Below are 21,824 nucleotides of genomic sequence, written 5' to 3'. Positions count from 1 at the left end.
TCAGGGTAAATTTCTGCAAATTGGTTGCTGAAAGATAGGCTTACCTTCACAATTAAACGCCTGCGGGCGTTTTTTTATTGGCCCTATTTTGCCCATCCATCTGCAAGAGACAGATGGTTTGATAAAGGATGAACAGAACTATGAAAAAATCGTTAGTCGCTGTCAGCGTCATTGTGGTTCTTGGCGCAGCATGGACCGGGGCTTCCTGGTACACCGGCAAACTGATCGAACAACGGATGGGCGAAGTGGTGGACAACGCCAACAGCCAACTGAAAGCCTATCTGCCGAAGGCCGGGGTCAAACTGGGGTATGAGAACTACCAGCGCGGCATTTTCAGCAGCAAGATCCGCTATGTGCTGCGCGCAGACGGCAGCGTGACCACCGACGACGCCGCGCTGAAGCCCGGCGACGAAGTGGCGTTCCTGGAAACCATCGATCACGGCCCGTTCCCGTTCGCCCAACTCAAGAAATTCAACCTGGTGCCAAGCATGGCCTCGGTGCACACCGAGCTGGAAAACACCCCGGCGGTCAAAGCCCTGTTTGATATCACCAAGGGCAAATCGCTGTTCACCGCTGATTCGCGCATTTCCTACAGCGGCGATACCTCTTCCGCCATCGACATCATCCCGCTGGAATACCAGAAGGATAAATCCTCGCTGAAATTCAGCGGCGCCAAGGTGAATGCCGACGTTTCACGCGACATGAAAGCCATTGCGCTCGATGCGAACAGCGACAGCGCCGTGTTCAGCGGCCCGAACGAATTCGGCCAGACCGAGCAGGTCAGCTTCCAGGGCGTGAGCCTGAAAGGCACCAGCCACGCCAGCCAGTTCGATGTGAACCTCGGCGATCAAACCCTGACCATGAAGCAGTTCAAACTGGCGGTCGACGGTAAAGACACCGTGGCGCTGGACGGCTTCAACCTGGTGAGCAAATTCGGCGAGCAAGGCGCGAATATCGGCGGCCAGGTTGATTACACCATGGATGCGCTGAAGGTTCAGGGCAACGACTTCGGCGCCGGCAAGCTGACGCTGAAAATCGACAAGCTGGACGGCAAATCGCTGAAAGAGTTCGCCGACCGCTACAACCAGCAGACCATGGCCATGCTGCAACAGGGCCAGAGCCTGGATCCTGCCGCCTATGAGCAGCAAACCACCGACATTCTGGTGCAGAACCTGCCGCTGCTGCTGAAGGGCAACCCCACCATCAGCATCGCACCGCTGAGCTGGAAAAACAGCAAGGGCGAGAGCAGCTTCACGCTGGATCTGGCGTTGACCGATCCGGCGCAGGCCGGTTCCCCGGCCGAATCGCCAGACCAACTGCTCGCCCGTTCGGTGAAAAAGCTGGACGCCAACCTGACCATTCCGGTGGCCATGGCGACCGAGACCACGGCACAGACCGCACTGCTGCAGGGTTACAGCGCCGAAGAGGCGCAGAAGCTGGCGCAACAGCAGGTGCAGGGCATGGCGGCGATGGGCCAGATGTTCAAACTGACTACCCAGAAAGACGGCGTGATCGGCAGCAGCTTCCACTACGCCGACAACCAGGTTGATCTGAACGGCAACAAAATGTCGCTGCAGGAGTTCATCGGCATGTTCGGCCTGCTGGCCGCACCGGCGGCTGAAGACGGCGCACCGGCGCAAGAAGAAGCGCCCGCTCCGGCTCCCGCGCAATAAGTTCTCTGCAAGGGCCCCTTTCGGGGCCCTTTTCTTATCCCGCCTGATACACCGCGTCGCGGATCTGCTGCGGGTACCAACCGCACATGCCTTCAAAGGCGGTGTTGGTCAAGACCACCACGCTCAATTCCTCCTGCGGATCGCAGAACCAGCTGTGCCCGTATACGCCGCCCCAGGTCATGGTCCCGGTACGCTGTGGCGTGGTCGCCAGCCGCTCATCCACCAGCAGCGCGCCGCCGAAGCCGAAGCCCCAGCCCGGCCCCTGGGTTTGCGCCTCTGGCCCGACATGCGGGCTGCGCATCAGCTCCAGACTGTGCGGCTGCAGAATGCCCTTCCCGCCGCTGCGCAGCGTCTCCACCAGCCGCAGCACGTCATCGGCGTCGCCCACCATGCCGGCGCCGCCGGACGGATAGGCGTTTGGGTTGAGGGCCCGAGACGGCTGGAATTCCACCTCGGCGCCGAACCCTTCCGGCAACGCCACCCGCTGGCCGTCGTGCAAGCGCTGCGGCCCCCCGGCGGTGTTGTAATACGCCGTCGCCAGGTTATCCGCCTCCCGGGCATAAAAACCGGTATTGCCCAATCCCAGCGGCTGCGCCACCCAGCGTTCGAACAGCTGCGGCAGCGTTTCGCCCGCCGCCTGCTCCAGCACCGCACCGAGCACGTCGATCGCCAGCGAATAGTTGAATTCCCGGCCAGGCGGCGCCAGCAGCGGCGCCTGAGCCAGCAGCCGCAGATTCTGCTCCAGCGTCAGCGAGGAAAGCTCCATGCCGTCTTTGATCCCCAGAGCGTGATAGCTGCCGCCGGCGGGCTGATTAAGGCGATAATCCAGCCCGGCGGTGTGGCTCAGCAGGTGGCGGATGTTAATTTCCGGCCGCGTGCCGTCGGCCAGCGCCGGGGTGAACCACGGTAGCCAGCGGCTGACCGCATCGTCCAGGCCGAGTTTGCCCTGTTCGATCATGCGCATCGCCGCCAGCGTGGTGTAAGGTTTGGACACCGACGACAGCCGGAACTGCGTCTGGCGGCGCATCGGCCGCCGTTGCTCGCGATCGGCGTAACCGCTGGCGGAAGCGAAAACCGTTTCTCCGCGCCGGGCGACCAACACCACGCTGCCCACGATGCGGCCGTCGGCGATTGCCTGCTGGCTGGCCGCCGTAATCCGTTGCGCTAATGACTGATGTTCTGCCGACATGATTTTTACTCGCTGAAGGGAAAGTAAAATCAGTCTAAAGTACCTGTCATAAAATAAAATAGGCCATAATTTAATGCATCATTAAGTACAGGTTATCAATATATGAGTTCATTGCTGCAGCTGCTGCCGTTCTTTGAAGCCGTCGCGCGCCTGGGCAGCTTCACCCAGGCGGCCAGTCAGTTGGGGGTAACCCCGCCGGCGGTGTCGCAAAATATTCAGGCGCTGGAAAGCCGGCTGGGCGTGCGGCTGTTTCATCGCACCAGCCGTTCGGTGCGGCTCAGCGACGAAGGGCGCATCTTTTACCAACGGGTTTCTCCGGCCATGAGCCAGATAGACGTGGCGGCGGACGACTTGCGCGCTCAGCCGGCCGGCCTGCTGCGCATTACCCTGCCGCAGCTGGCCGCTTCGCTGTTGGTGATGCCGCATCTGGCGGAGTTTCAGCGCCGCTACCCTGAGGTGCAGCTGGAGCTGTTTACCGACGATCGCTTTTCCGATCTGGTGTTGGGCAGCTTCGACGCCGGTATTCGCATGCACGCCATGCTGCAAAAAGACATGGTGGCGGTGCCTATCGATCGCGGCCAACGGCGCGTGCTGGTCGCCTCACCGGCTTATCTGGCGCAGTGCGGCGCGCCGGCCACGCTGGAAGCGCTGGCTGAACACCAGTGTCTGCGCTATCGCTTCCCGGGCAGCGGCAAGCTCGAACCCTGGCTGTTTAATCTGAATGGCGAGCAGCGGGCGCTGGAGGTCAACGGCCGTTTGATTTTCAACGAGGATCGCCTGCTCAAGGACGCGGCGCTGGCCGGCATGGGCATCACCCAGCGCTTTCACGGCACGGTGCGGCGCGAGCTGGCGCAGGGGCAACTGGTGGAACTGCTGGCGGAGTGCGCCAGCGAAGCGCCGGGTTTTTTCATTTATTTCCCCGCCAGCCGCCATCTGCCGCTCAAGCTGCGGGTGTTTATCGACTTTATGCGCGAGATGCGGGGCGACAGTGAGAAGCTCAGGGGCGAGCGCCCCTGAGCTGCGACAATCAGCGCTGCTCCAGCGCCTGAACGATGCGGTAAGTCGCCGCAACGCGGTCGTCGTTGGGGAACCATTTATTGGCCAGCATCACCACGCCGATCTTCTTGGCCGGGATAAACACGGCGTAGGTCGAGAAGCCGCCGGTCGAGCCGGTCTTGTTATACCAGCCGGCGGTTTGTTCCGGCTGCGGCGGCGTGATGGCGGTCGCCGGGGTGCCGTTCATGATCATGCCGGCGTTGTTGCCCTCGGTCAGCCGCGCCAGATCCACCGGATACGGGTAGTTCTCCCACATCAGATCCTGCGTGAACACCCCTGCCTTGTAATAGCCGACGTGGGTGGCGGCCAGCGCGCTGCGCCATTTATCCGCCACTTTGACCTGCTGCATATTGGCGTCCAGATAGCGGATCAGATCCTGCGCGTTGGATTTGATGCCGTAAGACTCGGCGTCCAGCGGGCCGGGATTGACCCGCACCGGTTTGTCTCCCTTGTCGTAGCCTTGGGCGTAATTGGCCATCTGATCGGCCGGCACGTGGATATAGGTATGGCTCATGCCCAGCGCCGGCAGCAGCTGCCGTTCCATTGCCTGCGCAAATGGCTGGTTGAGGCTTTTGGCGGTGATCATTCCCAGCATGCCGATGCCGAGGTTGGAATACACCCGGACGCTGCCCGCCGGCTGCTGCGGCCGCCAGTTTTTGTAATAGGCCATCAGCTGCGCATTGTTGGTGACGTCATCCGGCACAAACAGCGGCAGGCCTGAGGTATGGGTCGCCAGATTCAACAGCGTGACGCCGTCGAACGCGCTGCCGCGCAGCTGCGGCAGATAGCGGCTGGCCGGATCGCTGAACGACAGCTTGCCCTGCTGCTGCGCATAGGACGCCAGCGTGGCGGTAAAGGTTTTGCTCAGCGAGCCGATTTCAAACAGCGTTTGGTTGGTGATTGGCTGGCCGGTCTGCTTCGACGCCACGCCGTAGTGATAGAAGCGCTGTTGGCCGTCGACCGTCACGGCAATCGCCATGCCCGGTACGCCGAATTTTTTCATCAGCGGCTGAATAACGGCGTCGATATCCTGTTTTTCGGCGGCGTGGCCGGCCGGCAAGATCAGAGCGGCGAGCAACGCGGCCGCCAGGCGATTCATTTTCGTCATGGTAGAGACTCTTTGGTTGCAGGGTACCGGCCGATGGCAAAAGATTTTATTGTCATTCGACACGAGAACGTCCTTGGATGATGGTGTTGTTCCTGGGTTAATTGCGCCACTGGCGCAACCGCTGGGCAAAATATCGGGGTTTGACGCCGGGTTGACAAGCGATAATAATTTCAGCCAGCATAAAGAAAAACTTATGGCAGGCCTTAATGCGCAACCGACTCCCCCTCAACGCCCTGCGGGCATTCGAATCTTCCGCTCGCCACCTGAACTTTACCCGCGCCGGGCTGGAACTGAGCGTCACCCAGGCCGCCGTCAGCCAGCAGGTGCGCGCGCTCGAGCAGCAACTGGGCATTCAGCTGTTCCGCCGCCTGCCGCGCGGCCTGGATCTGACCGAAGAAGGCCAGGCGCTGCTGCCGATACTGAACGACGCCTTCGACCGTATCGAATCGGTGCTGCAACAGTTTGAAGGCGGGCATTTTCACGAAGTGCTGACGGTGGCGGTGGTCGGCACCTTTGCCGTCGGCTGGCTGATGCCGCGGCTGGCGGCGTTCAAAGAGGCGCATCCTTTTATCGATCTGCGGGTGATGACCAACAACAATCTGGTCAATTTGTCTGCCGACGGCATGGACTTCGCCATCCGCTTCGGTGAAGGGCGCTGGCCCGCCACCCACAACCGCAAGCTGTTTGACGCGCCGCTCACGGTGCTGTGCCCGCCGGCGGTCGCCGCGCGCCTGCGCACGCCGCAGGATCTGCAGCATGAGCTGCTGATGCGCACCTACCGCAAGGACGAATGGGAACGCTGGTTTGCCGCCGCGCAGGTTGCGCCCTGGCGCATTAACGGGCCGGTTTTCGACTCTTCTCGCCTGATGGTGGAAGGCGCCATCCAGTGCGGCGGCGTGGCGCTGGCGCCGCCCTGCATGTTCGGCCGCGAGCTGCGCGAGGGGGTGCTTCAGCGGCCGTTCGCCGCCGAGGCGCATCTTGGCAGTTACTGGCTGACGTCGCTGAAATCGCGCGCCATGACGCCGGCGATGAAGGTGTTCGTCGGTTGGATGAGCCGGCAGGCCGAGGATGAACGCCGCGGTGATTAAGCCGACCCGCGCCTGATCAGCGTCGGCGGCAGGATGACATTCTGCGGCGGCAAATCGGCGTCGCCGATGCGTTGCAGCAGGCGCGCGGCGGCGCTGCGCCCCACTTCGCGCGCCGAGCTGGAAACGAAGGTCAGCGGCGGTTCGGTCAGTTCGGCCTCCGGCACGTCGCCAAAGCCGATCAACGCCACCTGCTGGCCGTAATAGGTGTCTACCCCGTCCGAGCCGATGCTGCGGCCGCTGCGCACAATGCCGAAATAGGCGCCGAGCGCCACCGAAGCCTTGTGGCACACGATGGCGCTGATGTTCGGATGCTGGCGCAGCAAATTTTCCGCCGCTTCGGCCGCCGCGCGCTGCCGGCAATCGCACTCGACGATCCATTCGCTGCGAAACGGCAGGCCATACTGCAGCAGCGTGGCGCAAAAACCGCCCAGCCGTTCGGCGCGGGTCAGCGAATCGCTCTGGCCGCCGAGGTAGGCAATCTGGCTGTGGCCGCGCTTGATCAGGAATTCGGTGGCCATTTTGGCGGCCTGCATATTGTCCGGGCGCACCAGGTCCACGTCATCCAGCCCGCTGGATCGCGCCACGCACACCAGCGGCACCCCCTGCTCGGCGGCTTTTTCCCTCAGGCCGGCGGCGGCGCGAATGCCGCCCGCCAGCACCATACCGTCGACGCCGTGCTCCAGCAGCGTATCGAAGCAGCGCATCAGCCCTTTGCCTTCGCGGCCGCTTTGGGTAAGGAACAGCACCTTGCCGTGCGCCTCCAGCGCTTCGCTCAGCCCGGCGGTCATCTCGGCGTAGAAAGGTTCGCAGATATCGCGCAGGATCAGGCCAATCACCCCCGATTCGCCGCCGCGCAGCGTGGCCGCCTGGCGGTTGCGCACGTAGCCCAGCCGCTCAATCGCCTGATTCACCCGCGCTACCGTGGCCGGAGAAATGCGCCCCTTGCCGCTCAGCACCAGGGAAACCGTGGTGACAGAGACGCCGGCCTGCTGCGCGACATCGGTGATAGTGATCTTTTTGATGGTCATAGCCTCTGCGTACCCGATCCTGGGCAACCTGCACCTTGATGACAAATGGTATACCGAATGTGTTTGGCCAGTAAAACGTTTTACTGCCGCTGGCATTGTGGCCGCAAAGTGCGCGCAGAAATTGTGATTAGCGGCGCATTTTTACTAGGTAAAACGTTTTATCTTATTTTTACCTAACAGAGCAACACCCCTTTTTGCACGCCTTTTCGCCAGGAGCCGTCGGTTATGCCAGCACCTAAAAAACAAAAAATTACGCTGTGGGAGTTTTTCCAGAGCCTGGGCAAAACATTCATGCTGCCCGTCGCATTACTCTCTTTCTGCGGCATCATGCTGGGGATTGGCAGCTCGCTGAGCAGCCGCGACGTCATCACCCTGCTGCCGTTTATCGGCCATCCGATCTTCCAGCTGATCTTCACCTGGATGAGCAAGATTGGCTCATTCGCCTTCAGCTTCCTGCCGGTGATGTTCGCCATCGCCATTCCGCTGGGCATGGCGCGGGAAAATAAAGGGGTAGCCGCCTTCTCCGGCTTTGTCGGCTTTGCGGTGCTGAACCTGGCGACCAATTTCTATCTGACCACCGCCGGCATTTTACCGACCGACGATCCGCTGGTGCTGAAGGCCAACAACATTCAAAATATCCTTGGCATCCAGTCGATCGACACCGGCATCCTCGGCGCGGTGATCGTCGGCATTATCGTTTACCTGCTGCATGAGCGCTTCAACACCATCCGTCTGCCGGATGCGCTGGCGTTCTTCGGCGGCACCCGCTTCGTGCCGATCGTCACCACGGTGGTGCTGGGCCTGTGCGGCCTGGTGATCCCGCTGATCTGGCCGTGGTTCGCCGCCGGCATCAACGGCCTGGGTTGGGTTATCAACGGCGCCGGCGCCTTTGGCCCGATGATCTTCGGCACCGGCGAACGCCTGCTGCTGCCGTTCGGCCTGCACCATATTCTGGTGGCCCTGATCCGCTTTACCGAAGCGGGCGGCACGCTGGACGTATGCGGCCACAGTGTCAGCGGCGCGCTGACCATCTTTCAGGCGCAGCTTTCTTGCCCGACCACCACCGGCTTCGCCGAAAGCGCCACCCGCTTCCTGTCGCAGGGCAAGATGCCGGCCTTCCTCGGTGGCCTGCCGGGCGCGGCGCTGGCGATGTACCACTGCGCCAAGCCGGAAAACCGCCATAAAATTAAAGGGCTGCTGATTTCAGGCGTGGTCGCCTGCGTGGTCGGCGGCACCACCGAGCCGATCGAATTCCTGTTCCTGTTCGTCGCGCCTTTCCTGTATCTGATCCACGCCATCCTCACCGGCCTGGGCTTCACCCTGATGGCGCTGCTGGGCGTTACCATCGGCAACACCGACGGCAATATCATCGACTTCGTGGTGTTCGGCATCCTGCACGGCACCGCCACCAAGTGGTATCTGGTGCCGATCGTCGCCGCCATCTGGTTTGCCGCCTATTACGTCATCTTCCGCTTCTCTATCCAGCGTTTTAACATCAAAACGCCAGGCCGCGAGAGCGAGAGCGCGGCCAGCCAAAGCGCGCCGGTCGGCGCAGTCGGCAAGTCCGGTTACAACGCGCCGGCTATCCTGGCGGCGCTCGGCGGCAGCGCAAACATCGTGACGCTGGACAACTGCATCACCCGCCTGCGCCTGTCGGTCAACGACATGAGCAAGGTGGACGACGCGGCGCTGAAGGCCAACCGCGCCATCGGCGTGGTGCACCTCAACGAGCACAATCTGCAGGTGGTGATCGGCCCGCAGGTGCAATCGGTGAAGGATGAAGTAGACTCACTGATAAGCGCGGCGCAATCCGCCGCAGACCTGCCGGGAGCAGCGCATGTTTGATTTTTCCACCCCTATCGACCGGCACGGCACCTGGTGCACCCAGTGGGATTTTATCGCCGACCGTTTCGGCAGCGCCGACCTGCTGCCCTTCACCATCTCGGATATGGACTTCGCCACCGCGCCTTGCATCCTCGAGGCGCTGCAACAGCGCCTGCAGCACGGCGTGCTGGGCTACAGCCGCTGGCAGCATGAGGATTTTCTCGGTGCGCTGCGCCACTGGTATCAACAGCGCTTCGCGGCGCCGATCGACACTGCCATGGCGGCGTACGGCCCGTCGGTGATTTACATGGTGGCGCAGCTGCTGCGCCAGTGGTCGGCGCCGGGGGAATACGTGGTTACCCACACCCCCGCCTATGACGCCTTCTATAAGGTGATCCTCGGCAACCAGCGCCAGCTGCTGCCTTGCCCGTTGCAGAAAGACGGCAACCACTGGCGCTGCGACATGGCGCATCTGGAAGCCCTGCTGGCGCGGCCGCAGACCAAAGTGCTGCTGCTGTGCAGCCCGCATAACCCGACCGGCAAGGTGTGGAGCCGGGACGAGCTGCTGCAGATGGCCGAGCTGTGCGAACGCCACCAGGTGCGGGTCATCAGCGACGAGATCCATATGGACATGGTGTGGGGCGAGCAGCGCCATACGCCGTGGAGCCAGGTGGCGATCACGCCCTGGGCGTTGCTGACCTCCGGCTCCAAGAGCTTCAATATTCCGGCGCTGACCGGTGCCTATGGTTTTATCAGCGACGATGCCAGTCGCGAGGCCTACTTCCAGCAGCTGAAGGCCCGCGACGGGCTGTCTTCGCCGGCGGTGTTGGCGGTGGTGGCGCATATCGCCGCCTATCGCCACGGCGAACCCTGGCTGGACGCACTGCGCGACTATCTGCAGGATAACCTCACCTACGTCGCCGAACGCCTGAACCAGGCCTTCCCGGCGCTGAACTGGCAGCCGCCACAGGCCACCTACCTGGCCTGGATCGACCTGCGGCCGCTGGCGGTGGACGACAGCCAACTGCAGCAGGTGTTGATCGAGCGCGAGAAGGTGGCGGTGATGCCGGGCTTCACCTACGGCGAGGAAGGCCGCGGCTTCCTGCGGCTCAACGTCGGCTGCCCGCGCAGCAAGCTGGAGGCCGGGTTGGATAAGCTGATTGCCGGCCTGCAGTGGCTGCGGGATCGGGCATAGCGCGTCACCGCACCGCCTGCGGGATCTCCTCCAGGCGGTGATATACCGCCAACCCCCACTCGTTGGCCACCTGCACGTCCTTGTCCGCGCCGGCGGACGCCCCCTCGATGCGGTACACCGCCTGGCACTGGGCGATCAGCCGGTGGGCCACCGGATAAAGGTATTCTTGGCAGATAGCGTCGCCATGCTCGGTTGAACCGGCCGCGGCCGCCAGCGGCAGCGCCAGCCATTCGCCGATCACCGGCACGTGGCCGCGCTGATACACCTGCAGCGCCGCCTGCTCCAGCCGCCGCAGGTTAGCGGCGATGCGTTGCGAGTCGCCGTCGGTGCCGCTGCGGTAAGGGCCGGCAATCAAAATCAGCTGTGGGGTCATGGGCGGTTCTCCAGAGTGCGGTTAAGCGCGACATACTGCAGCAGCATGATGGTTTTGGCGTCGACGATAGTGCCCTGGCGAATCGCCTGCAGCGCTTGCTCCAACGGCAATTCCAGCACCTCAAGATCTTCCCCTTCGGCTTCCACCCCGCCGCCGCCGTTAATCCGATCGGCCGCCCGGTATTCGCCGACAAAAAAGTGCAGCTTTTCGGTCACCGAGCCGGGGCTCATGTAGGCTTCGAACACCTTTTGCACGTTTTGCACGCTATAGCCGGTTTCTTCTTCCACCTCGGCGCGGATGCGTTCTTCCGGCGAGGCGTTGTCCAACAGCCCGGCGGCGGCCTCAATCAGCATGCCGTCGTGGCCGTTGACGAACACCGGGAAGCGGAATTGGCGGGTCAACACCACCGATTGTGCTGCCCGATTAAACAGCAAAATGACGGCGCCATCGCCGCGATCGTAGGTTTCGCGGCTCTGCCGCTGCCAGACGCCGTCGCGGCGCAGAAAGTCGAAAGTGGTTTTTTTCAGCAGGTACCAGTCGTCGGACAACACCCGGGTTTCGACAATGCGAACCCGATCTTTGGTGGCTATCATTGATGCAACTCCGTCATGCAGGAAAGGAAATTGATACTATCGTGCAATTTCGTGTATGATCAAGATATTTCGTGCAGAGAAAATTTAACGAGGATCGCGCCATGCTCACCAGCCAACGCAAAAAAATCATTCTGGAAAAACTGGCCCAGGACGGGCAGGTGCTGGCCAAGCAGCTCAGCGAAATGTTCGGGCTATCGGAAGACACCCTGCGCCGCGATCTGCGTGAGCTGGACGCCGAAGGCCTGCTGCAGCGGGTGCACGGCGGCGCGCTGCCGGTGTCTTCCGCCATCGCCAGCTTTGCCGAACGCAATAAGTTGGAATCCGGCGCCAAGCGCGCAATAGCCAAGGCCGCCGCGGCGATGATCCTTCCCGGCCAGGTGGTGATTATCGACGGCGGCACCACCTCCGCCGAGCTGGTGAAACAGCTGCCGCCCACTCTGAACGCCACCATCGTCACCCACAGCCCCAGCGTGGCGGTCGGGTTGGTTGAGCACCCGTCGGTGGAGGTGATCCTGATCGGCGGCCGCTTGTACAAGCATTCGATCGTCAGCGTCGGCGCCGCCGCGGTGGAGGCGATGTCGCATATCCGCGCCGATATCTACTTTATGGGCGTCACCGGCGTGCACCCCACCGCCGGGCTGAGCACCGGCGATCTGGAAGAGGCCTATATCAAGCGCGCGCTGGCGGCGCGAGCGGCGGAAACCGTAGTATTGGCCTCCGCCGCCAAGCTCAACGCCGCCTCGCAGTATGCCATTGGCGATATCAGCCTGGCGCAGACCGTTATCGTCGAACACGCCACCGACGACGCGCTGATTGCGCCGTTGCAGCAGGCCGGCGTTAGCGTTCTGAAAGCCTGATTGGGCATTATTTGTGACTGCCATCACTTTTTTATGTAACGTGATGGCAATTTTCATCAGTTTGTTTTTATACTGATCTGCACTTTACCTACAACAAAATAACGAGTGCCAATCATGATCGACTCCCGCCTACCGCTTACCGATATCCACCGCCACCTCGACGGCAACATCCGCGCGCAAACCATTCTCGATCTTGGCCGCCAGTTCAACCTCGCGCTGCCCGCAAACGATCTGGAAGCGCTGCGCCCGCACGTGCAAATCACCCATGCCGAACCCGATCTGGTCAGCTTTCTGCAAAAGCTGGACTGGGGCGTGGCGGTGCTGGGCAACCTGGACGCCTGCCGCCGGGTGGCGTACGAAAACGTCGAAGATGCGGCCAACGCCGGTCTGCACTACGCGGAGCTGCGTTTCTCGCCCTATTACATGGCGATGAAACACCGGCTGCCGGTGGCTGGCGTGGTGGAAGCGGTGATTGACGGCATTCGTTCCGGCTGCCGTGACCGCGGCATCGATATCCGCCTGATTGGCATCATGAGCCGCACCTTCGGCGAGGCCGCCTGCCTGCAAGAGCTGGAGGGCCTGCTGGCGCACCGCGACGGCATTACCGCGCTGGATCTGGCGGGCGACGAGCTGGGCTTCCCCGGCAGCCTGTTCCTCAGCCATTTCAACCGCGCACGCGACGCCGGCCTGCGCATCACCGTGCATGCGGGCGAAGCCGCCGGCCCGGAAAGCATCTGGCAGGCGATCCGCGAGCTGGGTGCCGAGCGCATCGGCCACGGGGTTAAGGCCGTCGAGGATCCGGCGCTGATGGACTTTCTGGCGGAGCACGGCATCGGCATCGAATCCTGCCTCACCTCCAACATTCAGACCAGCACGGTGTCGTCGTTGGCGCAGCATCCGCTGGCCAAGTTCCTGCGCCACGGCGTGCTGGCGTCGATCAACACCGACGATCCGGCGGTTCAGGGCATCGAGATCGAACACGAATACCGCGTCGCTGCGCCGCAGGCCGGGTTGACGCCGGCGGAGATCCGCACCGCGCAGGAAAACGGCCTGAAAATGGCGTTCCTCAGCGAACAGGAAAAACAGGCCCTGCGCGACAAAGTGCAAGCCTGATAGCAATGGGCGCGAAAACCGCGCCCATGTTTCATTTCGCCGTCAGCGCTTCCGCTTCCGCCCGCTGTTTGGCGGTTTTGCGCGCATAGCGCTGCGCCAACACCGCGCAGACCATCAGCTGCACCTGGTGGAAAATCATCAGCGGCAGCACCATGGCCCCCACCGCCGCGGCCGGGAACAGCACGTTGGCCATCGGGATACCGTTTGCCAGGCTCTTTTTGGAACCGCAGAACACGATGGTGATCTCGTCGGCGGTATCGAATCCCAGCCAGCGCGCCGCGTAGGTGTTGATGATCAAGACCACCGTCAGCAGCACCAGCGACATCACCAGAATGGTCAGCAGCGACCAGCCGTCGATCCGCTGCCAAATGCCTTCCACCACCGCTGCGCTGAAGGCGGTATACACCACCAGCAGTATCGATGACCGGTCAGTGAGATTGATCAGCTTGCGGTGGCGATCGACCCATTTGCCGATCAGCGGCCGCGCCAGATGGCCGATGATGAACGGCACCATCAGCTGCAGAACTATCGAGCCGATGGCGTGCAGCACGTCGGTATTGCCGCCCTGGGTATGCATCAGCGCGCCCACCAGCAGCGGCGACAGGAACACGCCGAGAATGCTGGAAGCCGAGGCGCTGCAGATCGCCGCCGCCACGTTGCCGCCCGCCGCCGAGGTAAAGGCGATAGCCGACTGCACCGTTGCCGGCAGCGCGCACAGGTAGAGGAAACCGAGGTAGACCGTCGGCGTCATCAGGCCCGGCACCATCAGGTTCATCGCCAGCCCCAGCAGCGGGAACAGCGCAAAGGTGCTGAGAAACACCACCAGATGCAGCTTCCAGTGGCTCATGCCGGCGATGATCGCCTCGCGCGACAGCTTGGCGCCGTGCATAAAGAACAGCAATGCGATAGCGGCGGTGGTCAGCCGCTCAAAGAAGGTTTTCCAGATGCCTTCGCAAGGGAAAACCGAGGCGACAATCACCACCAGAATCAAAACCAGCAAAAATTTATCGATACGCAGACGCTGCAACCAGGACATTAGGTGAAATTCCTTGCATTAAAACCGTAAAAAGGCCCGGCGTTGCGCAGGGCCGACATGATTTTTTGTTTTTAAACCACCGGCAACGCCTGCTGCCGCTGGGCGGACTCGATACCCAGCTCGATCAGTTCCATCACGGCTATCGCATCGGCGGCCGGAACCGGATTTTCGCCCACGCCGCTGATGGCATCGCGAATGGCGGCGTAATAGGCCGGGTAATTACCGGGTATATTGAGCAGCGGCCGTTCGGCCAACAGCCCATCACGTGACAGCGTCACCACTCCTTCGCGCATATCATAACCCCAGTCGGCCTGCGGCAGGCGCTCGCCGGCCTTCAGCCGATCCTCCTGCGGATCCAGACCGAACTTGATATAGCTGCCGCGCGTACCCTGCACGATGTAGCGCGCGCTTTCCGCCGCGGCCAGCAGGGTGGCGTGCAGCACCACCCGGCGATCGCCATAGCTCAGCAACGCGTGGAAATAATCCACCGCCTGTGCGCCCGGGCGCAGCTCGCCCAAATCGACGAATAACCGGTCCGGCTTGCCGAACAGCTGCAACGCCTGATCGATTAAATGCGGCGCTAAATCATACCAGACCCCGCTGCCGACGCCGCCCTGTTCGCGCCAGCGCTGGCGCACCTCGGGGCGGAAGCGGTCGAAATGCGATTCGAAGTAAACCACCTCGCCTAAAACGCCGTCTTTAAGCAGCGCCTTGAGCGTGAGGAAGTCACTGTCCCAGCGGCGGTTGTGGAACACCGAGAGCAGCAAACCGCTCTGCTGCGCCTGCTGCTGCAGCGTTTTTGCCTGTGACAGCGTCACGGTAAAAGGTTTGTCTACCACCACATGTTTGCCGGCCGCCAACGCCTGCTGCGCCAGCGGGAAGTGAGTATCGTTGGGCGTGGGGATGACGACCAGATCAAGGGTGGGATCGCTGAACAGCGCCTGCGCATCGTCAACCACCGCCATCGACGGCCAGTCGGCGCGCACCTTTGCGGCATCGCTGCTGGAAACGGCCGCCAACTCAAGGCCTGGCGTACCTGCGATCAAGGGTGCATGAAAGGTTTTGCCGGCGTAGCCGTAGCCGACCAGCCCAACCCGAATTTTCTCAGCCATGGTGTTTCCTCTACAGGTTACTGACTCCAGACGGACTCTTGCGATTTGACACCATGATGCAGGCGGGAACAAGAAGTAAATGTAATGTTAATACCGGGCGATGCGCGGCCCTTCTCGCGGGCTTTTGCCGGCAACCGGTAGCCAAACGTGCTGCCTGCGCCCTTTCCCGCGCGCCATCCGTTTGATATTGATGACGAACCCCGCATTACCCGCTAAGCTATGCCGCCTGTTACCTCTGTTTCATTCAGGAAGCCGTTTATGTCCCAAGCTGAATACTCCCGTATCGGCGGTTGGTTGCTGGCCCCGATGGCCTATCTGATCGTTACCTTGCTCAGCGCCAGCCTGATGCTGCTCCTGTACGCCATGGCGATTTTCATGCCGGAATCGCGCGAATACCTGCTGACCAACGCTCAGGCTTTTACCCTGCAGTGGTATTTCTCGGTGCTGACGACCCTGGCGATGTGGTGTTTCACCCTGTGGCTGCTGTGGCTGTTCTGCCACCGCTCGCAGCGTTTCCCCAAGCTGTTCCTGGCATGGCTGCTGGTAACGGTGCTGCTGGCGATCAAAGCCTTCATGTTTGCGCCGGTGCCGGATGAAATCGCGGTGCGCAGCCTGGGCTGGCCGCTGCTGATGGCGGCGCTGCTGGTGCCGTATATGAAACGATCGCAGCGGGTCAAAGGGACCTTTACCGAAAGGTGAGCGCCCTTGTAGCACGTTTTATCTGGTTTGTTGTGTAAATTTTCGCCAAAACAGGCCAAAAAGAGCAATAACCCTGCTATACATGTGTTGTCGTTACGCCGCCAATTCCCGATAATAGGCGGCTTTTATTTTTTTAGGCATCGCAATGACCGAATACCTGCTCCTGTTTGTCGGCACCGTACTGGTGAACAACTTCGTCCTGGTGAAGTTCCTTGGCCTGTGCCCGTTCCTCGGCGTTTCCAAAAAGCTGGAAAGCGCCATCGGCATGGGGATGGCCACCACCTTCGTGATGACGCTGGCCTCCGTCAGCGCCTGGGTGATCAACACCTTTATTCTGGTTCCGCTGGATCTGGTGTACCTGCGCACGCTGTCATTCATTCTGGTGATCGCCGTGGTGGTGCAATTCACCGAGATGGTGGTGCGTAAAACCAGCCCGGCGCTGTATCGCCTGCTGGGCATCTTCCTGCCGCTGATCACCACCAACTGCGCGGTGCTCGGCGTGGCCTTGCTTAACGTCAACCTCGGCTATAACTTCCTGCAGTCTGCGGTCTATGGTTTCAGCGCCGCCGCCGGCTTCTCATTGGTGATGGTGCTGTTCGCTGCCATCCGCGAACGCCTGGCCGTGGCCGATGTGCCGGCGCCGTTCCGCGGCTCTTCTATTGCCTTGATTACCGCCGGGCTGATGTCGCTGGCCTTTATGGGCTTTACCGGGCTGGTGAAATTCTAATGAGCGCGTTGTGGATTGCTATCGCGGCTCTAAGCGCGCTGGGTTTGCTGTTCGGCCTGGTGCTCGGCTTCGCCGCGCGCCGCTTTGAGGTGGAAGAGGATCCGGTCGCCGAGCAGGTCGACGAGATCCTGCCGCAAAGCCAGTGCGGCCAGTGCGGCTACCCGGGTTGCCGCCCTTACGCCGAGGCGGTGGCCAACGGCGAGATGATCAACAAATGCGCCCCCGGCGGCGAGCAGGTCATGCTGAAGCTGGCCGAACTGCTCAACGTCGAGCCGCAGCCGCTGGGCAGCGAAGCCGCCGCCGAGCCGGTGCGCCAGGTCGCCTATATCGACGAAGCCAACTGCATCGGCTGCACCAAGTGCATTCAGGCCTGCCCGGTGGACGCCATCGTCGGCGCCACCCGCGCCATGCACACCGTGATTACCGACCTCTGTACCGGCTGCGACCTGTGCGTCGCACCGTGCCCTACCGACTGTATTGAAATGCGACCGGTCGCTACCACTACCGCCAACTGGAAGTGGGACATGAAGACGATCCCGGTGCAAGTGATCCACGTGGAGCAACATGCTTAATCTGTTCGCCGCCTTTAAAAAAGACCGGATTTGGGATTTCGATGGCGGGATCCATCCGCCGGAAATGAAGACTCAGTCCAGCGGCGTGCCGCTGCGTGCCGCTCCACTGCCCACGACCTTTATTATTCCGCTGCAACAGCATCTGGGGCCGGAAGGCGAATTGTGCGTCAACCCCGGCGATCGGGTGCTGAAAGGCCAACCGCTGACCGTCGGCCGCGGCCGCACCGTTCCGGTCCATGCGCCCACCTCCGGCACCGTCAGCGCCATCAGGCCGCACATCACCGCCCACCCGTCCGGGCTGGCCGAACTGTGCGTGATCCTTGAGGCGGACGGCGAAGACCGTTGGTGCGAGCGCGAACCGGTGGCGGATTATCGCCAACTGCCGGCGGCGGCGCTGATCCAACGCATCCATCAGGCCGGCATCGCCGGCCTGGGCGGCGCGGGTTTCCCGACCGCCAGCAAGCTGCAGGGCGGCATGAGCGGCGTGGAAACGCTGATCCTCAACGCCGCCGAGTGCGAACCCTACATCACTGCCGATGATCGCCTGATGCAGGAACATGCCGACCAGGTTATCGAAGGCACGCAGATCCTGCGCCATCTGCTGCAGCCTAAAATCACCCTGATTGGCATCGAAGACAACAAACCGGAAGCCATCGCGGCGCTGAAGCAGGCGCTGCGCGGCCGGCAGGGCATAGACCTGCGGGTGATCCCGACCAAATATCCTTCCGGCGGCGCCAAGCAGCTGACCAAGATCCTGACCGGCAAGGAAGTGCCGCACGGCAAACACTCTTCCGCCATCGGCGTGCTGATGCAAAACGTCGGCACCGCCTTTGCCATCAAGCGCGCCATCGTCGACGGCGAGCCGCTGATCGAGCGCGTAGTGACCCTGACCGGCGAAGCGCTCAGCCGGCCGGGCAACCTGTGGGCGCGCATCGGCACGCCGGTGCAGCACCTGCTGGAGTTTGCCGGTTTCCAGCCGCAGGCGCAGCAGATGGTGGTGATGGGCGGCCCGCTGATGGGCTTTACCCTGCCCGCCCTCAATGTGCCAATCGTGAAGATCAGCAACTGCATACTGGCGCCGACGGTAAACGAAATGGCGCCGCAGGAGGATGAGCAATCCTGTATCCGCTGCGGTCTGTGCGTGGACGCCTGCCCTGCAGGCCTGCTGCCGCAGCAGCTTTACTGGTTCAGCCGCGGCCAGGAACACGATAAGGCGCGCAACCATAACCTGTTCGACTGCATCGAGTGCGGCGCCTGTGCGTTCGTTTGCCCGAGCAACATTCCGCTGGTGCAGTATTACCGCCAGGAAAAGGCTGAAATCAAGGCTATCGATCAGGAAGCGGCGCGCACCGCCGAAGCCAAGGCGCGCTATGAGGCCAAGCTGGCGCGGCTGGAACGTGAAAAACTGGCGCGCGAAGAGCGCCATAAGAAAGCCGCGGTCAAACTGACCGACAACGATCAAAACGCCGTGCAGGCCGCACTGGCACGGGTGCGCAGCAAAAACGCCGAAGCCACGGCGGCACCGGTTACCGGCCAGCTGCCGGACAACGGCGAAATGATCGCCGCCCGTGAAGCGCGCAAGGCGCAGGCGCGCGAACGCCGCGCCCAGCAGGAAACTCAGGCGATGGCTGCCCCCGCCGCCACCGTTGACGGCGAAGATCCGCGCAAGGCGGCGGTTGCCGCGGCGCTGGCGCGGGTGAAGGCCAGGAAAGAAGCGGCGCAGACCGACAGCGCAGCGCCAGAGGTGCAGGACGCCACGCCGGAAGATCCGCGCAAGGCGGCGGTCGCCGCGGCGCTGGCGCGGGTGAAGGCCAAAAAAGAAGCGGCGCAGGCCGACAGCGCAGCGCCAGAGGTGCAGGACGCCGCGCCGGAAGATCCGCGCAAGGCGGCGGTTGCCGCGGCGCTGGCGCGGGTGAAGGCCAAGAAAGAAGCGGCGCAGGCCGACAGCGCGGCGCCAGAGGTGCAGGACGCCGCGCCGGAAGATCCGCGCAAGGCGGCGGTTGCCGCGGCGCTGGCGCGGGTGAAGGCCAAGAAAGAAGCGGCGCAGGCCGACAGCGCGGCGCCAGAGGTGCAGGACGCCGCGCCGGAAGATCCGCGCAAGGCGGCGGTAGCGGCAGCCATCGCCCGCGCCAAAGCCAAAAAGGCCGCGCGGGAAACGGCGACCACTGAGGCAGACAAAAAGTAAGACGATAACGCCTTGCACTGCGCAAGGCGTTATTCAGTCGATAGAAATCAGGTAGGTATAATCCACTTCAATCTGGCGCATTTTGGATTCCGGCGTCCAGTCCTTGGTCTGAATGATTTCCAGCTCCACGCTGCCCTTCACCTCATGCCGCAGCCCCGGCATCACATGGGACACCAGATAACCGAAGAATTGCAGGCACTCTTTGGCCGATCCCTGATGATTGATCGAGATATACTCACGCGCGGGGATATGGATATTTTCGATCTGGTGACCGGAAAGAATATCCTTGCGGTTTTCGGGCTCCACCGCCATCACGTGGGTAAATGAAAAATCATCCACGTGCTGATTGCGGACCGAATGAATGCTGTAGATGCGGTGGCAATCAACGTTCAAGCCTTTGAAAAAGTCGTTGAAGATTTCGTCTTTCATCGCCATGCAGGAGGAATACTCGATTTCCTGCTCTGTGCTGAAGTCCAGCTGGCGCGTAAAGCCCACCAGCTGCAGGTCCGGCATCATCAGGCGCTTCACCTCCGGGTAATAACCGGCGCCGTAGCTCGCTTCGAAGTTGAAGCGCGGCATCAGATTCTTCACCTCCCAGTGATCCATTGAGCGGTAACGGTTGGGGGTGGTGCCAAAGCGCTGCTTGAACATGCGGGTGAAAGTCTGCTGCGAGTCGAACCCCAGCTCATCGGAAATCTCGATGATGGAGCGACGGGTGATGCGCAGCGCCACCGCGGCGCGCGTCAGGATACGCGAACGGATATAGGTGGCGAGCTGAATGCCGGTAATGCGTTTGAACTTACGCTGCAGATGCCATTTGGAATAACCGGAAATGCGCGCGACTTCGTCCAGGTTAGGCCTTTTCTCCAGATGTATCTCAACCCACTCTATTAGCTCTTCAATAAAAAAAATGTCTTCATTTGTCATTATTATGCTTTCACTAACTCAGTTATGGTCGGGATAGTAACCCACATGGATTATGCAAAAGTTGTTATTTTGTGCGAAAAAATGAACCAAAAACCACATTTTATTCATGGGGTTATCCAGTCTTACCCGGCGGATTTTTTCGAGGCATTTTCGCATCATGCAGACAAATTACCGCATTTTCCTGATGAAAAAAAATCCGATCGCGCCACGCCGATTCATAGCCCCCTCAATGTGTGCTAAAAGCCGAATACCCTTATTATTAAGGCGTATTACCCTTGCGGCGAATCAGGTAGAATGCTCGGCTATAATTTTTACAGCGCCCTGTCGTGCGGCGCGATGAAACTGCCGCAAGTCCGGCAAAGCAAGGTGTCGTTACTCTATGAAGTTCAGGCCGATATCACCCACAGCCGCCAAAGGCTTACACATCGCCAGTTCACCTTTTACCCATAACCAGCAAAGCACCAGCCGCATCATGCTGTGGGTGATGTTGGCCTGTATCCCCGGCATTGCCGCGCAGCTGTGGTTTTTCGGTTACGGCACGCTGGTGCAGACCGCGCTGGCGATGATCGTCGCGCTGTTGGCTGAAGGCGCCATTCTGGCGCTGCGCAAGCTGCCGGTGCGCAGCCGGCTGGCGGACAACTCAGCGCTGCTGACCGCCCTGCTGCTCGGCGTCAGCCTGCCGCCGCTGGCCCCCTGGTGGATGATCGTCATCGGCACCTTCTTCGCCATCGTGATCGCCAAACAGCTGTACGGCGGTCTGGGGCAGAACCCGTTTAACCCGGCGATGGTCGGCTATGTAGTGCTGCTTATCGCCTTCCCGGTGCAGATGACCAGTTGGCTGCCGCCGGACGCGCTGCGCGCCACCGCGCTGTCGTTCCAGGATACCCTGCTGACCATTTTCAGCGGCCACACCCTGCAGGGCGCCACTATTCATGAACTGCAGATGGGCGTGGACGGCATCAGCCAGGCTACCCCGCTCGACGGCTTCAAAACCGGTCTGCGCAGCGGCCACAGCGTCGAGCAGATGCTGCAGCAGCCGCTGTTCGGCGGCGTGCTGGCGGGCATTGGCTGGCAGTGGGTCAACCTCGGTTTCCTGGCCGGCGGCCTGTTTATGCTGGCCCGCCGGCTGATTCACTGGCAGATCCCGTTCAGCATGCTGGCGGCGATCGCCGTTTGTTCCGGCTTGGCCTGGATGCTGGATCCTGCCCATCAGGCGTCACCGCTGATCCATCTGTTCTCCGGCGCCAGCATGCTGGGCGCGTTTTTCATCGCTACCGACCCGGTCAGCGCCTCCACCACCCCCAAAGGCCGACTGATCTACGGCGCGCTGATTGGCCTGCTGGTGTGGCTGATCCGCGTGTATGGCGGCTATCCGGACGGCGTCGCCTTCGCCGTGTTGCTGGCCAACATCACCGTACCGTTAATCGACCACTACACGCAGCCACGCGTGTACGGCCATCGTTAAGGAG

At 61.7% G+C, this 21,824-nt stretch carries 21 protein-coding genes; 13 read left to right on the top strand and 8 right to left on the bottom strand.

All coding sequences use genetic code 11. The features are described from left to right. The first annotated feature begins 140 nt into the window (after positions 1–140). A complete protein-coding gene (locus tag KHA73_RS11505; RefSeq protein ID WP_234590988.1) occupies positions 141–1,673 on the top strand; it encodes a YdgA family protein in 1,533 nt (510 codons plus the stop codon). A 34-nt stretch (positions 1,674–1,707) separates the two neighbouring features. Here KHA73_RS11505 and KHA73_RS11500 read toward each other — a convergent pair whose 3' ends face one another. Next, positions 1,708–2,862 carry a serine hydrolase domain-containing protein gene (locus tag KHA73_RS11500; protein ID WP_234590987.1) on the bottom strand — a complete coding sequence of 385 codons (1,155 nt, stop codon included), beginning with the start codon at positions 2,860–2,862 and terminating at the stop codon, positions 1,708–1,710. A gap of 102 nt (positions 2,863–2,964) precedes the next feature. Between KHA73_RS11500 and KHA73_RS11495 the strand changes: the two genes are divergently transcribed. Beyond that, entirely contained in the window at positions 2,965–3,879 is a 915-nt protein-coding gene (locus tag KHA73_RS11495; protein WP_234590986.1) for a LysR family transcriptional regulator, read from the top strand. 10 nt (positions 3,880–3,889) lie between these two features. Here KHA73_RS11495 and ampC read toward each other — a convergent pair whose 3' ends face one another. Next, entirely contained in the window at positions 3,890–5,026 is a 1,137-nt protein-coding gene (gene ampC, locus KHA73_RS11490) for a class C beta-lactamase (protein ID WP_234590985.1), read from the bottom strand. A gap of 206 nt (positions 5,027–5,232) precedes the next feature. Here ampC and KHA73_RS11485 point away from each other — a divergent pair, with 206 nt between their 5' ends. Then, the gene (locus KHA73_RS11485; protein ID WP_234590984.1) at positions 5,233–6,114 is read left to right on the top strand and encodes a LysR family transcriptional regulator; all 882 of its coding nucleotides are present in this window, start codon (positions 5,233–5,235) and stop codon (positions 6,112–6,114) included. On the opposite strand, the gene KHA73_RS11480 is transcribed toward KHA73_RS11485, so the two are convergent. Beyond that, the gene (locus KHA73_RS11480) at positions 6,111–7,142 is read right to left on the bottom strand and encodes a Mal regulon transcriptional regulator MalI (RefSeq protein ID WP_234590983.1); all 1,032 of its coding nucleotides are present in this window, start codon (positions 7,140–7,142) and stop codon (positions 6,111–6,113) included. The two genes, KHA73_RS11485 and KHA73_RS11480, sit on opposite strands and share 4 nt — an antisense overlap. Before the next feature lie 225 nt (positions 7,143–7,367). Between KHA73_RS11480 and malX the strand changes: the two genes are divergently transcribed. Both malX and KHA73_RS11470 read left to right on the top strand, forming a co-directional pair. Continuing rightward, positions 7,368–8,987 carry a maltose/glucose-specific PTS transporter subunit IIBC gene (malX, locus tag KHA73_RS11475; RefSeq protein ID WP_234590982.1) on the top strand — a complete coding sequence of 540 codons (1,620 nt, stop codon included), beginning with the start codon at positions 7,368–7,370 and terminating at the stop codon, positions 8,985–8,987. After that, positions 8,980–10,161, top strand: a complete 1,182-nt coding sequence (locus KHA73_RS11470) for a MalY/PatB family protein (RefSeq protein ID WP_234590981.1) — start codon at positions 8,980–8,982, stop codon at positions 10,159–10,161. The genes malX and KHA73_RS11470 overlap by 8 nt, the downstream gene beginning before the upstream one ends. A 4-nt stretch (positions 10,162–10,165) precedes the next feature. Here the strand turns inward: KHA73_RS11470 and KHA73_RS11465 are convergent, their stop codons facing one another. Then, positions 10,166–10,534, bottom strand: coding sequence for an NUDIX hydrolase (locus tag KHA73_RS11465; RefSeq protein ID WP_234590980.1), 369 nt, complete (start codon positions 10,532–10,534; stop codon positions 10,166–10,168). Next, the gene (locus tag KHA73_RS11460; RefSeq protein WP_234590979.1) at positions 10,531–11,127 is read right to left on the bottom strand and encodes an NUDIX domain-containing protein; all 597 of its coding nucleotides are present in this window, start codon (positions 11,125–11,127) and stop codon (positions 10,531–10,533) included. Before KHA73_RS11460 ends, KHA73_RS11465 begins: the two co-directional genes overlap by 4 nt. A gap of 101 nt (positions 11,128–11,228) precedes the next feature. On the opposite strand from KHA73_RS11460, the gene KHA73_RS11455 reads away from it, so the two are divergent. Together KHA73_RS11455 and add are read left to right on the top strand one after the other, a co-directional pair. Then, the gene (locus tag KHA73_RS11455) at positions 11,229–11,984 is read left to right on the top strand and encodes a DeoR/GlpR family DNA-binding transcription regulator (RefSeq protein WP_234590978.1); all 756 of its coding nucleotides are present in this window, start codon (positions 11,229–11,231) and stop codon (positions 11,982–11,984) included. Positions 11,985–12,098: 114 nt separating this feature from the next. Next, positions 12,099–13,097, top strand: coding sequence for an adenosine deaminase (gene add / locus KHA73_RS11450; RefSeq protein WP_234590977.1), 999 nt, complete (start codon positions 12,099–12,101; stop codon positions 13,095–13,097). 31 nt (positions 13,098–13,128) lie between these two features. Here the strand turns inward: add and KHA73_RS11445 are convergent, their stop codons facing one another. Next, entirely contained in the window at positions 13,129–14,133 is a 1,005-nt protein-coding gene (locus KHA73_RS11445; protein WP_234590976.1) for a bile acid:sodium symporter family protein, read from the bottom strand. Positions 14,134–14,204: 71 nt separating this feature from the next. Next, positions 14,205–15,245, bottom strand: a complete 1,041-nt coding sequence (locus KHA73_RS11440) for an oxidoreductase (RefSeq protein ID WP_234590975.1) — start codon at positions 15,243–15,245, stop codon at positions 14,205–14,207. A gap of 258 nt (positions 15,246–15,503) precedes the next feature. Between KHA73_RS11440 and KHA73_RS11435 the strand changes: the two genes are divergently transcribed. The 4 genes from KHA73_RS11435 (at position 15,504) to rsxC (ending at position 19,428) form a co-directional block, all read left to right on the top strand. Then, positions 15,504–15,944: a DUF2569 domain-containing protein gene (locus KHA73_RS11435; RefSeq protein WP_234590974.1), complete on the top strand. Its 441-nt coding sequence runs from the start codon at positions 15,504–15,506 to the stop codon at positions 15,942–15,944. 145 nt (positions 15,945–16,089) lie between these two features. Then, on the top strand, positions 16,090–16,671 hold the full coding sequence (gene rsxA / locus KHA73_RS11430) for an electron transport complex subunit RsxA (RefSeq protein WP_004938443.1): 582 nt from the start codon (positions 16,090–16,092) through the stop codon (positions 16,669–16,671). Further along, the gene (gene rsxB, locus KHA73_RS11425; RefSeq protein WP_234590972.1) at positions 16,671–17,243 is read left to right on the top strand and encodes an electron transport complex subunit RsxB; all 573 of its coding nucleotides are present in this window, start codon (positions 16,671–16,673) and stop codon (positions 17,241–17,243) included. The genes rsxA and rsxB overlap by 1 nt, the downstream gene beginning before the upstream one ends. Further along, positions 17,236–19,428, top strand: a complete 2,193-nt coding sequence (rsxC, locus tag KHA73_RS11420; protein ID WP_234590970.1) for an electron transport complex subunit RsxC — start codon at positions 17,236–17,238, stop codon at positions 19,426–19,428. The genes rsxB and rsxC overlap by 8 nt, the downstream gene beginning before the upstream one ends. A gap of 33 nt (positions 19,429–19,461) precedes the next feature. Here rsxC and KHA73_RS11415 read toward each other — a convergent pair whose 3' ends face one another. Beyond that, complete coding sequence (locus KHA73_RS11415; protein WP_234590969.1) at positions 19,462–20,355, bottom strand: helix-turn-helix domain-containing protein; 894 nt, start codon at positions 20,353–20,355, stop codon at positions 19,462–19,464. Between the two features lie 45 nt (positions 20,356–20,400). On the opposite strand from KHA73_RS11415, the gene KHA73_RS11410 reads away from it, so the two are divergent. Together KHA73_RS11410 and rsxD are read left to right on the top strand one after the other, a co-directional pair. Continuing rightward, positions 20,401–20,595 carry a hypothetical protein gene (locus tag KHA73_RS11410; RefSeq protein ID WP_234590967.1) on the top strand — a complete coding sequence of 65 codons (195 nt, stop codon included), beginning with the start codon at positions 20,401–20,403 and terminating at the stop codon, positions 20,593–20,595. A gap of 139 nt (positions 20,596–20,734) precedes the next feature. Continuing rightward, entirely contained in the window at positions 20,735–21,820 is a 1,086-nt protein-coding gene (gene rsxD, locus KHA73_RS11405; RefSeq protein ID WP_234590966.1) for an electron transport complex subunit RsxD, read from the top strand. The last annotated feature ends 4 nt before the right edge of the window (positions 21,821–21,824 follow it).

Origin of the sequence: Serratia entomophila (genome assembly GCF_021462285.1) — a bacterium.
Lineage (GTDB): Bacteria > Pseudomonadota > Gammaproteobacteria > Enterobacterales > Enterobacteriaceae > Serratia > Serratia entomophila.
Note: the sequence above shows the minus strand (reverse complement) of the source record. Positions and strands in the feature narration are given on the sequence as shown.